The organism is Paenibacillus sp. 01T424 (genome assembly GCF_056398745.1).
Map to the genome: position 1 here is coordinate 1 of NZ_JBFTPZ010000035.1, position 13,885 is coordinate 13,885.

Annotated in this window: 12 protein-coding genes; all 12 read left to right on the plus strand. The window is 44.0% G+C overall.

Translation table 11 applies throughout. From position 1 onward, the window contains the following. Nucleotides 1-807 (plus strand): carbohydrate ABC transporter permease (locus AC1DPK_RS23690; protein WP_477511816.1); only part of this gene is annotated, 807 nt, incomplete at its 5' end. 2 nt (nucleotides 808-809) lie between these two features. Beyond that, complete coding sequence (locus AC1DPK_RS23695; protein ID WP_076265830.1) at nucleotides 810-1,646, plus strand: carbohydrate ABC transporter permease; 837 nt, start codon at nucleotides 810-812, stop codon at nucleotides 1,644-1,646. A 35-nt stretch (nucleotides 1,647-1,681) separates the two neighbouring features. Continuing rightward, the gene (locus tag AC1DPK_RS23700; RefSeq protein WP_477511862.1) at nucleotides 1,682-2,713 is read left to right on the plus strand and encodes a glycoside hydrolase family 88/105 protein; all 1,032 of its coding nucleotides are present in this window, start codon (nucleotides 1,682-1,684) and stop codon (nucleotides 2,711-2,713) included. Between the two features lie 148 nt (nucleotides 2,714-2,861). Beyond that, nucleotides 2,862-4,481: a serine/threonine protein kinase gene (locus tag AC1DPK_RS23705; protein WP_477511817.1), complete on the plus strand. Its 1,620-nt coding sequence runs from the start codon at nucleotides 2,862-2,864 to the stop codon at nucleotides 4,479-4,481. Nucleotides 4,482-4,567: 86 nt separating this feature from the next. Continuing rightward, nucleotides 4,568-6,118 (plus strand): ABC-F family ATP-binding cassette domain-containing protein, encoded by a 1,551-nt coding sequence (locus tag AC1DPK_RS23710; RefSeq protein ID WP_339202673.1) that lies wholly within the window; start codon nucleotides 4,568-4,570, stop codon nucleotides 6,116-6,118. A gap of 203 nt (nucleotides 6,119-6,321) precedes the next feature. Next, nucleotides 6,322-7,020: a response regulator transcription factor gene (locus AC1DPK_RS23715; RefSeq protein WP_076265833.1), complete on the plus strand. Its 699-nt coding sequence runs from the start codon at nucleotides 6,322-6,324 to the stop codon at nucleotides 7,018-7,020. Further along, nucleotides 7,017-8,375 carry a HAMP domain-containing sensor histidine kinase gene (locus AC1DPK_RS23720; RefSeq protein ID WP_076265834.1) on the plus strand — a complete coding sequence of 453 codons (1,359 nt, stop codon included), beginning with the start codon at nucleotides 7,017-7,019 and terminating at the stop codon, nucleotides 8,373-8,375. Before AC1DPK_RS23715 ends, AC1DPK_RS23720 begins: the two co-directional genes overlap by 4 nt. Nucleotides 8,376-8,399: 24 nt before the next feature. Continuing rightward, nucleotides 8,400-9,260, plus strand: a complete 861-nt coding sequence (locus AC1DPK_RS23725) for a carbon-nitrogen hydrolase family protein (protein ID WP_477511818.1) — start codon at nucleotides 8,400-8,402, stop codon at nucleotides 9,258-9,260. A 37-nt stretch (nucleotides 9,261-9,297) separates the two neighbouring features. Then, nucleotides 9,298-9,957: a GNAT family N-acetyltransferase gene (locus AC1DPK_RS23730; RefSeq protein ID WP_477511819.1), complete on the plus strand. Its 660-nt coding sequence runs from the start codon at nucleotides 9,298-9,300 to the stop codon at nucleotides 9,955-9,957. Nucleotides 9,958-9,971: 14 nt separating this feature from the next. After that, nucleotides 9,972-10,646: a GNAT family N-acetyltransferase gene (locus AC1DPK_RS23735; protein ID WP_477511820.1), complete on the plus strand. Its 675-nt coding sequence runs from the start codon at nucleotides 9,972-9,974 to the stop codon at nucleotides 10,644-10,646. Continuing rightward, on the plus strand, nucleotides 10,643-11,419 hold the full coding sequence (locus tag AC1DPK_RS23740; protein ID WP_477511821.1) for an MBL fold metallo-hydrolase: 777 nt from the start codon (nucleotides 10,643-10,645) through the stop codon (nucleotides 11,417-11,419). Before AC1DPK_RS23735 ends, AC1DPK_RS23740 begins: the two co-directional genes overlap by 4 nt. A gap of 445 nt (nucleotides 11,420-11,864) precedes the next feature. Beyond that, nucleotides 11,865-13,838, plus strand: coding sequence for an endonuclease MutS2 (locus AC1DPK_RS23745; RefSeq protein ID WP_477511822.1), 1,974 nt, complete (start codon nucleotides 11,865-11,867; stop codon nucleotides 13,836-13,838). Nucleotides 13,839-13,885: the final 47 nt, after the last annotated feature.

A 13,885-nucleotide genomic window follows, 5' to 3' on the forward strand; every position in this document is an offset into this window, starting at 1 on the left:
GTCGCATCGTTATATTTCTCGGTTACCGATTATGATCTCTTATCGACACCATCCTTTATCGGATTAGAGAATTACCAGACGATGTTTTTTGATGACTCAAAGTTTTGGGCATCTCTAAAGGTTACTTTTTTATACGTATTTATCGGTGTACCGCTTAGATTGGCCTTTGCTTTATTTATTGCAATGATATTGAATACAGCCTCGAAAGCAATCGGGTTATATCGGACCGTTTATTATCTTCCTTCGATTATTGGCGGTAGCGTTGCCGTGTCGATTATGTGGCGCAACCTTTACGGCGACGAAGGGGTTATAAACATTTTTCTGAATGCACTCGGTTTAGATAGCGTGAGATGGTTTGCTGAACCTGCAGCGGCGCTGTGGATGCTCATTACATTGTCCGTTTGGCAATTTGGATCGTCGATGCTTATTTTTCTAGCAGGTCTCAAAAATATACCGCCAGAATTGTACGAAGCTTCCAATGTGGATGGAGCGGGTCCAGTCGTTCGCTTCTTCAAAATTACTTTGCCAATGCTCAGCCCGATCATTTTGTTTAATACGATTATGCAAACCATCGGAGCATTTATGACCTTCGTTCCAGCTTACATTATTTCAAAAGGCGAGGGCGGCCCGTTAGACGGTACACTTCTTTATTCCCTTTACTTGTTCCGTCAAGCATTCGTTTATTTCGATATGGGATTTGCTTCAGCAATGGCGTGGGTAATGCTTATTATTATCGCTATCCTAACAGGGATTTTGTTCTATACCTCTAAAAAATGGGTTCATTACGAGTCGAAAGGTGGCCATTAAACATGACATTCAAAAAGCTGAAGTGGCCGATCTACCACATATTTGTCGCAGCGCTCGCGTTAGTCATGGTTTACCCGGTGTTATGGCTGTTAATGAGTTCATTTAAGCAAAGCAATCTCATCTTCGCAACGGCTGATTCACTTATACCACAGCCTTGGATTTGGGAAAATTATAAAATAGGCTGGGTAGGCATAGCAGGTCAGTCATTCGGCAATTTTATTATGAATTCTCTAGAAATCGTTGTTATTTCTACCATCGGAGCTGTATTATCATCTGCATTTATTGCTTTTGGATTTGCAAGACTTAATTTTGTGGGGAAAACGTTTTGGTTTGGAATCATGATGGTTACGCTCATGCTTCCCCATGATGTTGTACTCGTTCCGCAATATATTTTGTTTGCGAAGCTCCATTGGTTAAACTCAATTAAACCTATTGTTATCCCGCAATATTTCGGCATTCCGTTTTTTATCTTTTTACTCATTCAGTTCATCCGGACCATTCCGAATGAGCTTGACGAAGCAGCAACGATCGATGGCTGCGGGAAGTTCCGCTTGTTTTTCCGAATTATTTTGCCGCTCGTCGTTCCAGCTCTGGCTACCGCTTCAATTTTCTCGTTTTACTGGCGCTGGGAAGACTTGCTCGGACCGGTTTTATACTTGAATCGTCCAAGTTTGTATCCTGTGTCGATGGGTCTGAAAATGTTTCTGGACAGCGATACCGTCTCCAACTGGGGCGCAATGTTCGCGATGTCTATCGTCAGCCTCATTCCGGTGCTCGCCATTTTCTTCGCATTCCAGAAGTATATTGTTGAAGGTATCAGCACCAGCGGTTTGAAATAGACATTCAAAATGAAATAGGGGAGAGGAAGATGGAAATGCCACAGCTTCAATTTGACGAAAATCATATTAAGGACGTTATAGATCGTGTTGTAGATCGCACATTCAGAATGGATTTTAGCTGGGATTGGCCAGGCGGCGTTGCTTTCTATGGGGTCGCGGAAGCGTACGAGGCAACAGGTAATGAACGTTATATTCAGCTTTTGCAGGAATGGATTGATGAGAAGCTGGAAGACGGCTTGCCGAAGCTATCAGTCAACGGAGTATCCATAGGTCATGCTTTAATTTCATTGTACAAAGCAACTGACGAGCAAAAATATTTAGATGTCGCCATTCAAATGGCCGAATACTTAAAAAATGATGCGGTTCGATTCGCAGATGGCATTTTCCAGCATACGGTCAATTCAGAAACGTATAATTTTCCTGAGCAAGCGTGGGTGGATACGATGATGATGGCGGGTTATTTCCTCGTGCGTATGGGACATTTGCTCGGACGAAACGACTATTTGGAAGATGGCCTGAAGCAGTATCACGGTCATGAGCATTTTTTACAAGATCCCGTTTCGAACCTTTACTATCATGGCTGGGATAATATCGCACAAAATCATATGTCCTCGATCTTCTGGGCACGCGGAAACTCTTGGGCTGCTCTAACAATGGCAAAGGCATTGCCGCATATCGCCGTTCAGCATCCTTCATTTATGATAATTGAAGGCTCGATGCGAGACCAGCTTAGTACATTAGTGCGTATGCAATCCGAAAATGGGCTATGGCACACGGTTTTAAACGATGATAGCTCCTATCATGAAACGTCGGGTTCAGCAGGAATTGCGACTGGATTATTCGCTTTTGGTTCCTTATACAACAAATACATTCAGCGTTCGATCGAAGGTATTTTGAGCCAAATTACAGAGGACGGCGCAGTGCTGAATGTGTCAGCAGGCACAGCAGTTATGAATGATTTGCAGGGCTATCGTGAAGTGGCTCACAAACGTGTACAAGGCTGGGGACAAGGACTTGTGCTTGCGTTTTTGGCGGAGCTGTTGAATTCCAAGAAACGTGTATTTTAATGAAAAGCTGCTTGTTTCAAGTTTAATAACTATGTTAAAGTAGCATTAATAGATAGGTAATCAGGAAGGCATCCTGATGCGGTTTGTAACTTACAAACGGCGTCGGGATGCCTTTTTTTTGTTCGTATTTTATGCTGGAGGGATCGATATGGAAGGTACGGGAATGATATTTTCGCCTTATGCAATGGGATCTGTGGTGGGGGATCGATACCGAATTGTCGGCATTCTTGGGCGAGGCGGCATGGGAGTCGTGTACGCCGCTGATGATTTGAAGCTCGCAAATAAACGAAGAGCTATGAAAGTAATTGCACCGCTGCCAGGCGGTCGGAAATATGCAGAAGAAGCACAAATGATGATGAGGCTGGAGCATCCGCAGCTTCCATTAATGGTCGACTACTTCCCTCCACATGAGCTGCAATTCGAAGCTATGGTTATGGAATATATTGAAGGCTGCACGATTGCAGATTTATTTCGTTCAAACGGAGCACTGCTAACCTTTACAAACATAATCGATATCGGATTACAGTTATGCTCTGCAATTCGTTACTTGCATGAACATACGCCTCCAATTATTCATCGTGATTTGAAGCCCTCAAACGTAATGATTGACAAAAAAGGTAATGTGAAACTAATTGATTTTGGTATTTCACGCCAATATATTAACGGCAAGGACAAAGATACCGTTCAGCTTGGAACGTACGGCTTCGCAGCGCCGGAGCAAGCAGGAGCAAGGCAAAGCGATGAGCGTACAGACATTTATGGACTCGGTGCGCTGCTGTATTTTATGGCTAGTGAGGGAAGTATTTATCATCAGAAAGCGAACTGGACAGCGGAGTCTGCTTTATTTACATCTTTGCAGCCAGACGTTCCGAAAGCCTTTAAGCTTGTGCTAAAACGTTTGCTTCAACCCAATCCTCAATATCGATATGCAACTATTGCTGAAGCGGAGAAAGCGCTAGAGGTTTTTGTAGAGCCTGATAGCGACAATAAGGTGTTCTGGAATCAACTAAAAAGCAAACCCCGTACACAATTAAATCAGAAGCTGATCGGCTTATTATCTTTATCCTCAGGTGCAGGATCTACCTTTTTGACGCATGCGCTTGCAGTCCTGCTTGGGAGGCAAGGCGCTTCTATAGCAGCAGTCGAATACGACGATACTAGGCCTGAATGGCATGCATGGTTATCAGGGCATAAAAGCATCAGTAATTATGAACATTCTGATCAGCAAACACAGGATAAACGCTATATCCACTATAAACATAATGATTTAGCAGTAAATTGGTTTTCATTTCATTCTGAAGTAAGCTCCGCCGATGCTAAATATGATGCTATGGCTTTTGCACAAATGCTTCGAACTTCATCAACTATGTACCAGCTATTCGATTTCTCTGGCAGATGGAACGAGTCTAATGCTTTATCTATGCTGAAGCAGTCGCATTTCGTATTTGTAATTGGTGATCCTGCTGTGGTTAAGTGGCAAGCGAGCGAATTAAAGCTGCTAATGGACTTGAAGCAAAAAATGARAGCCACAGGCGGAAAATTATTTTATATCGTGAACAAAGATCTGAACTACCATGGTCGGAATGAGTGGCTTTCCTTATTTCCTGACAAGCCGTTAGCCATCGTGCCGCGACTTCCTGAAGAGACGCTGCTTTCTTTGCAATGGAAAGGGCTCTGGGCAACGGATGAATCGCGCTTAAATAAACGATTAAATCATGCGCTTTCGCCCATTTTACAGCTCCTTTATAAGGAAATGAACACAAAATGACCATTTTTGTGGTACAATGATACGGGCAAAACGACACATTTCACAAGCTATAACTATGGTTCATATATGAATGGAGATAAAGACAAATGAGTTTGTTAACAGTTGAGCAATTATCACATACGTTCGGAGATCGTGTGCTTTTTAAAAATGTAGCCTTCCGTTTGTTGGATGGAGAGCATGTTGGCCTAGTCGGTGCGAATGGTACAGGCAAGTCAACACTGATGAATATTTTAACAGGCAAACTGTTGAAGGATGAAGGAAAGGTCGAATGGACACCGCGTGTTCGTTACGGCTACTTGGATCAACATACGAAGCTTGAAGCAGGTAAAACGATCCGTGATGTACTGAAGGATGCTTTTTTACCTTTGCTGCTATTGGAAGAAGAGCTAAACAATATTGCAGCTCAAATGGGCGATGCAGATTCAGATAAATTAGATGAGCTGCTTACACGTATGGGTGAGATTCAGGAAGAGCTGGAGATCGGCGATTTCTATTTAATTGATGTAAAAGTCGATGAGATGGCAAACGGGCTAGGTCTGAATGCGATTGGACTTGATCGTGATGTTACTGCACTTAGCGGCGGTCAGCGGACAAAGGTACTGCTAGCGAAGCTGCTTCTTGAAAAACCAGGTGTTCTACTGCTCGATGAGCCTACGAACTATTTGGATGAAGAGCATATCAATTGGCTAACTAACTATTTGAAAAACTACCCGCATGCGTTTGTTCTTATTTCACATGAAACGAGCTTTATGAATCAAGTGGTCAACGTGATTTACCATCTTGAATTTACGAAGCTGACACGCTATTCGGCCAATTATGATAAATTTCTTGAAATGGCTGACCTGAACAAGGCGCAGCACATCGACGCATACGAGAAACAAAAGGATTTTATTAAAAAGCAAGAGGATTTTATTCAAAAAAACAAAGCACGCGCTTCAACATCAGGACGTGCTAAGAGCCGCGAGAAGCAGCTTGATCGTATTGATCGTATTGATAAACCGGAAGAAGCGGCAAAACCAACGTTTAACTTTAAAGAATCGAGAACGAGCGGCAAGACTGTATTTGAAGCAGAGGGCATGGTCATCGGTTACAATAAACCTCTGCTGCCAAAAATGGACATGGTCATTGAACGTGGTGATAAGATTGCTATCGTAGGATGCAACGGCGTTGGTAAATCTACACTACTCAAAACCATTTTAGGCGTAATTCCAGCGCTTGACGGCAAAACCTATCTGGGCGATTATTTAAATCCTGCTTACTTTGAGCAAGAAGCAAAAGCTCCGACCATGACGCCGCTTGAGGATGTATGGGATGAGTTCTCCTTCATGACCCAATCAGAGGTTCGGGGTGCCCTTGCACGCTGTGGCTTGAAAAATGAACATATTACACGTTCGCTTAACCAGCTGAGCGGCGGCGAGCAAGCGAAGGTTCGTCTATGCAAGCTTATGATGCGCGAGAGCAACTGGATTCTGTTCGATGAGCCGACGAACCATTTGGACGTTGTGGCTAAAGCGGAATTGAAGCGTGCTCTTAAGGCTTATAAAGGTACTGTCGTGCTTGTATCTCATGAACCGGAATTTTACGAGGATATGGCTACCAAAACATGGGATGTAGAAGCATGGTCGATGCAAAACTAGGAGTGGTTTTAGCTTAATATCCTTTATCTTCGTGAAGATAAACACCCTCCGTGGCAATTGCCGGTCTACTCTTCTTGTAGATCGGCTTGCTTGCATTTGTGATAGGTCTTCATTATGATAAATTTAACCGTATTTATAGAAGAAGATATGGTTGATTAACGGCATTAATATTATTTACAACTGGAAGCAGGTGAACCTCTAGAATGAAAGAACGTATTCTAGTCGTCGAAGATGAAGCGGGTATTTCCCGAATTTTACAACTTGAGCTTGAGCATGAGGGGTATACCGTAGGAACTGCCGCTGATGGCAGAACCGGATATGAAATGGCTTCGACAGGTGAATGGGAGCTTGTTTTGCTCGATGTCATGTTGCCTGAGATGAGCGGAATTGAAGTGCTGCGATTACTGCGACAAGCAGGAAATCCTGTACCTATTATATTGTTGACTGCACGCGACACCGTACCGGATAAAGTAAGTGGATTCGAGCATGGAGCAAATGATTATATTACAAAGCCGTTCGCAATGGAGGAGCTGTTGGCGCGGGTTCGCAACATTTTACGTATATTCCAGCAGTATCCGAAGGAAGCGGAAGGATCTGACATGATCAAGGTTGGCGACTTAACGATCGAGCTGCGCACGCGTAAGGTTTATCGCAAAGATATTTTGATCGAGCTAACGCCGCGTGAATTCGAGCTGCTCGTATACCTTGTGGAAAACAAAAATGATGAGAAATCGCGTGAAGATATTTTATCCGAAGTTTGGGGATATGATTTTATCGGTGAAACAAATTTAGTAGATGTTTATATCCGTTATTTGCGTCAGAAGTTGGACAAGGGTTATCGTCATAAGCTTATTCATACGGTTCGAGGAGTAGGTTATATGATAAAGGAGCCCGATGCATGACACTCCGCAAACGGTTTACGCTTTTCACCATTTTTTGGCTTATATTTATTTTGATTCTATTTAATATTTTTGTGTATTTCTATGTGATCAAAATAACGACTGAAAGTGAAGAAGAGGTCATTGCGAATAAGGTGAATCTCATGCTTGAGAATCCCCGAATTCAGAGCGGCCGAGGATTAAACTATCCGGAGCTGCTCAATGAGTATTACAACGTAAACGAAATGATCCGCATCATTGCGCCTAATAACAGGGTTGTAAATATAACAGGAACGGATGAGCTTCTGCAGCAGCTGCCAGCGACCTTTGAGGTGCATCACCATACCGGGATGATCACGAAGGGCGGAGAACGAATTTTGTTCATGCGAGTTCCGTTATATGACGGCAATCGTGTTATTGCAATGCTTGAAATTAATCGAATACTAGATGAATTGGACAATTATTTGCAGGTGCTGGTCGCAGCGTTAAGCGTCACGAGCGGCGGTGCCATTTTGTTTGCCATATTCGGAACGTATTGGTTTACTTCAAGACTAACGGCGCCGATTCAGCAAATGGTTAATACGATGCGAGAAATTGACCGAAGCGGGAAGCTTAGACAAATCGAGCTTAGCAACCGCGAGGAATCTGCTGAGCTTCTGCAGCTCGTTCGTGCATTTAATCAGATGATTGAACGACTTGACCGCACATTTGCTAAGCAGAAGCAATTCGTAGCAGATGCTTCTCATGAGCTCAAAACCCCTCTAACTGTCATCAGCAGCTATGCTGGTATGTTAAAGCGTTGGGGACGTGATGATGAGAGCTTGCGAAATGAAGCGATTGAAGCAATCGATAAAGAAGCTAATCGTCTGCAAAACTTAACAAAATCCATGCTTATGCTCGCTGAGGCAGAGCAGGAGGATTGGCTAAAGCAGGAGCTGTTTGATGTTGTTCAAGTGGTTGATGAGCTAGCAACGATGCTGCAAACGACGTTCGGCAGACCGATTCGAGTGAAAGCGATGTCCAAGGCGGTGCGTATGGTTGGAGACAAGGACAAAATCAGGCAGCTGCTCGTCATTTTGCTCGATAACGCGATTAAATATTCGAAGGACCCGATCGATATTACGATTACACTCGTTAGACATATCGTGAAAATCGAGGTTAAGGATAAAGGAATGGGCATTCCAGAAAACGAAATTCCGCATCTATTCGAGCGTTTCTACCGTGTGGATGGAGCCAGAAGCCGCACAACAGGCGGAGTAGGTCTCGGCTTGTCCATTGCCAAACGAATCATAGATTTGCATGAAGGAAAGGTAGATGTGTTTAGTCTGCCGGATTTGGGCACGACGATTACTTTGCAATTTAAACAGCGCAAACAATAACGATACGATTGGAGGATTTAACGAATGAAGTTTCGTACGGCAGCCGTTCAGTATAAGCTTGCTGATATAAATTCGTTTGAGCAATTCGCAGAACAAGTAACACATTATGTACGCAATGCCTCGGAATACGGGGCACAATTTATTTTGTTTCCTGAGTTTCTGACAACCCAATTGATGTCGATTGGAGATGAGCAGGGCGTAGCGCTTCCTATTGATCGGCTTCCTGAATTCACGGAGGATTATCTTGCTCTCTTTCACTCACTTGCTGCTGAATATGAGGTTTACATTGTTGGAGGCACCCACGTGATAAAACAAGCGGATGGAAGTTTGCGCAATGCTGCGCATCTTTTTCATCCCGATGGGAAAATTGACGTTCAGCATAAAATCCACATTACGCCACCAGAAGTAGAAGGCTGGAATATGTCGGCAGGTGAAGGTCTTGAGGTATTCGAGACCGCATATGGTACCATCGCGATGCTTACTTGCTACGATATTGAATTTCCCGAAATCGTTCGAATGGCCCGTGCTAAAGGTGCAGATGTCATTTTCTGTCCTTCGTGCACAGATGATCGTCATGGGTTCTATCGCGTAAGATACTGCTGCCATGCTAGAGCAGTTGAGAATCAAGTATATATCGTAACAACAGGTACAGTTGGCTCTCTTCGTAAAGTTGATCTGATGCGTGCAAATTTTGGTCAAGCTGCTATTATTGCTCCAAACGATATTCCGTTCCCGCCAGCCGGTATATTAAGCGAAGGCATCATCAATGATGATATGCTCGTCGTGGCTGACCTTGACTTATCTTTGCTTGAGGAAGTCAGGCTGAAGGGTTCTGTTACGACGTGGCGTGACCGTCGCACCGATTTGTATACCGATTGGACTTGATTTTTATCTTGTTTAGCGAAGAAAGGGGGAGGCAGTGATGCGTAAGGAGCTGTATTTGTTCATCGATGGAAAACCGCAAAAAGCAGTCATTCGCAATTATAAACCAGCAGATTTTGATGGATTGATTGAAGTTCAGCGGCTAAGCTTTCCTCCGCCTTACCCACAGGAGCTTTGGTGGAACAAAGAACAATTAACTGAACATGTGAACCGATTCCCTGAAGGTGCCTTATGCGCAGAGGTTGATGGAATGATTATTGGCTCCATGACCGGAGTAACTATCGATATGAATGATTATGGCCATGCTCATAATTGGGATACGATTTCTGACAGTGGTTATATTCGCAATCATAATATAAACGGGGATACTCTGTATGTTATAGACCTTTGTGTCATACCGGAGTTCCGAAAATCAGGCCTTGGCAAATGGCTCATGCAATCGATGTATGAAACGGTTGTTCAGCTGGGACTTATGAGATTGCTTGGGGGCGGTCGCATGCCCGGTTATGGCGCGCTATTACAGGAGATGACGCCAGAAGCTTATTTGGAAAAAGTGCTAACTGGAGAATACAAAGACCCTGTCATTACTTTTTTGCTTAGATGCGGACGGATGCCGATTGGGGTTGCTCATGATTACTTGGATGATGAGCAATCGGGTAACTGCGCTGCAATCATGGAGTGGCGTAATCCATTTAAATAAGGAGATGTACATATATGCTAACCTATCATCGAATCACAAGCATTGAGGACAAATATTTTGAACCATTACATAAGCTTCTTCAAACGATTTTTCCGCCTGAGGAAGTTCTTGCCTATGAACTTTGGCGCGAGCCGCTTGAAGACACATCCATTCATGTATATGTTGCATTGCATGAGGGGGAAGTCGTAGGTTCAACGGAATATCGATATTATCCAGAGCTGCGCGTTGCTATGACTGATTTTACGATCATCGGAAAACCATCAATTGGCATCGGTCGTTTTCTACTCCGCAATCGAGAACAAGATTTGCAGAAGCTAGCTGATCAGTCCGGTACTGTCTCGCTTGGCATGTTTGCTGAGGTATATGACCCTTATCGCGCAGGTGAGCATGCTTTTGGCGGAGTTTCACCTATGAATCCGTTTGTGCGTCGCGAAGTGCTGTCACATATCGGCTATAAGCGAATCGCTTTTCCTTATGTTCATCCTTCTTGGGACCATGAAGGCCAAGCTGTTGCTGAACTGGACTTATGTTTCCTTCCGAAAAATGAAGAGCAAACAACGATTGATGCAGCTCTAATCGCCTCATTCTTAGAAGGCTATTATGCCGCATTGCCAAACAAGCCGGAACAATGGCTTCAAATGATGGAACAAATCCGTGCATCGGAGTCGTTTGAGCTGCTGCCGCTATGACAAAGCTGATTTTTAGGGGAACTGGAGATTCCATGAGTGTGCCTCGCATTTATTGTGAATGCGAGGTGTGTGAGGAAGCACGGGACACACAGGAAAACCGCCGTTATAGATCGTCTCTGCAGCTGGAGGATCAAGAAGCTGGAACGGTATGGATTGACTGTGGGTCGGACTTCGCAAAACAATTAGAGATGGCCTCACTGCGTGAGATCGACACACTGCTCATTACACATGCTCATTTTGACCATATCGGTGGATTGGTGGAGTGGGCAGACGCTTGTCGCTGGACGAAAAAAAGAGGTCAAGCTTACGCGCCCACTGAAGTCATTAAAGAAATATTAGATCGTTTTCCTTGGCTAAATCGGCAGATTGAGTTCCATTCATTTGACACTCCTATTATGCTCGGCAAATGGCGAGCGTACAGCTGGCGAGTCAATCACGGGAAAAACGGCTATGCCTACGCATTTCGCTTTGAACATTCAGAAACAAACTGCAAATGGGTTTATTGCTCTGATTCCATCGGCCTGACGGATGAGCAGCAGCAACATTTGGCTGATCTTGATTTGCTAGTACTAGGAACAAGCTTTTACGAAGAGCCTTTTGCTTATGAAACTCGTTCTGTCTATGATGTTGTTGAAGCTATCGAGCTTATCCAGAAATGGAAGCCCAAACAAACTTTTCTCACACATATGTCGCATGATATTGATCTTCGGAGAGATTATAAGCTGCCCGATCATCTTCATTTCGCACGAACGGGCATGTCCATTTCTTTATAGCCATATACAGTAGATTAAGTCTAGCTTGACAAGCTGCTTGTCTTTTATGTACATTTAATAAGAATCCTATTTTGGATTAACTTTTAACAATATGCTTAAAGGGGAAATTTTAATGTTTGCTGGTGTCCATAACTCATAAATTGGATAGAGTCAGATGAACGTTGGTCTTGCGACGATTCCCAGTGTGAATTCACTGAGATGCAAGGCTCTATTTCGTGATCTGACGCCAAGAGTTCTGGACATGAGGATTTCCGCCTGAAGCAATTCGACAGCGGCCCAATCACCGTGCTCTCGCAGCGCGGTTTTTTTATATCCATTTTCATGTTAACGATTTTGTTAGCGGTGGAAATGGTATTGGAGCATTTGTCGATCAAAGACAGGAATGGAACGCGCCCGCGTTCTGTTTCTGTCTTTTTTTTTACTCAAAATAGAGGAGGCCACACAGATGAATGAAGCATCTTGGCGAAGATTGGAATTTGATAAGGTAAAAGCAGGCGTAGTGAGCTACACGATATCACCCGCAGGACGATTGTTGGCTGAAAGGCTTGAACCAAGCACGAAGCAGCGGCAAGTTGAAGCATGGCTGCAAGAAACGTACGAGGCTGCTGAACTTCTCGGAAGCGGAGCAAGCATTCCATTATCCGCAATGGACGGCATTGATTCGTTTCTGTCACTGCTCGGCAAAGGTAGAATTTATAATGAGCAGGAACTTGAGCAGTTGTCCGTATGGTTAAGCTCTGTTGTGCAAATGAAAAAGTACATGTTCAGCAAACGTGAGATTGCGCCAACGATTTCCGCTTATGCGGAATCTATGTACGATTGTCCCGTACTTAGGGACGAACTAAAACGTTGTATTCGTTACGGCCAGCTGACCGATCAAGCGAGCTCTGATCTTGCCTACATCCGCAGACATATTTATGCGGCGGAGGACAAAATCCAGAAAAAAATGGAGAATGCGCTTCATAAATATCGTACTGCTCTACAAGAGCCGGTCATCAGCAAGCGCCATGATCGGTTTGTCATTGCAGTAAAGCGCGAGCATCGCAAGCAGGTGCCAGGGACAGTATGGGATGAATCCGCAAGTGGTCAGACCTTATTCGTTGAGCCATTAGACGCATCAGAGCTTCAGGTGGAACTGCAGCAGTGGAAGGCGGATGAGGAGCGGGAGCGTACCGTTATATTATCCCGATTGTCTGAATATACCGAGTCGTTCTCCTTTGAGCTGTTTCGCAATGTAGAAGCTATGGCTTCATTTGACTTTATTACGGCAAGAGCGAAGCTCTCTAGGTCGTATAACGGTAAAAAAATTGAGTTATCCGATCAGCCAGTCGTTAGACTCGTCGGTGCACGCCATCCACTGCTAGGACAACATAGCGTACCGCTGCATGTGGAGCTCGGATACAAATGGAAACAGTTAATTATTACTGGACCGAATACAGGTGGCAAAACGGTAACCTTGAAAACCATTGGATTATTCGTATTGATGGTTCAATCTGGCCTCCTGGTTCCAGCTGAGAAGGGGAGCGAGATCGGTGTATTCCAGCACGTTATCGCCGACGTTGGAGATGGACAAAGTTTGGAGCAATCACTGAGTACATTTTCTTCTCATATCACCGTTCTTAAGGATATGCTTCAAGCGGCTGGCCCTAGAGCACTGCTTCTGCTTGATGAATTGGCGGCGGGTACCGATCCATCAGAAGGGATAGCGCTCTCTATCGCACTATTAGAACAACTGTTGAAAAAAGGAGCATTGGCGGGAGCAACGACTCATTTTAATGAAATTAAAGCTTTTGCTGCGCGAACCCCTGGATGTCAAAATGGGAAAATGGCATTTGATGCGGAAACGTTAAAGCCGCTTTATCGCTTAGAGATGGGGGAAGCAGGAGAGAGTCATGCATTCGCGATAGCAAGGCGCTTTGGTCTGCCAGAAGAGGTGATGCAGCGTGCAGAACATTTGCTTGTGCGGAAAGAAAATCCATCTCATGAAACACGCACAAGTGAGCAATCAAGAAATGAAAAGGAAGCTCAGAAAACGTCATCTTCAGCAGCTGCAGATTTTATTAACAAAAATTTAAAAAAGGTTGATGAAACGAAAGCACAGAACCCGAAAGAAGCAAAAAAACCTTTTGAGAAAGGTGATGCTGTTTGGATCTATCCTCTAAATAAAATGGGTGTAGTATATCGGCCTGCAGATGAACGAGGAAATGTGATTGTTCAAATTCAAGGGCAAAAGCTTACGTTCAATCATAAACGGTTAAAGCTGTATATCGCCAAAACGAAGCTTTACCCGGGTCAAAATGAGGAGTATGATCTCGATATTGTGTTTGAATCAAAGGAGAATAGAAAAGCCCGCAAGCTGATGAATCGCAAGCATGTAGAAGGTTTAGAAATTGTTACAAAAGAGGATGAGCTTCTCTAAAGGATTAATCTTGAAAAAACAAAGACCCGACAGGAGGATTAATTGCC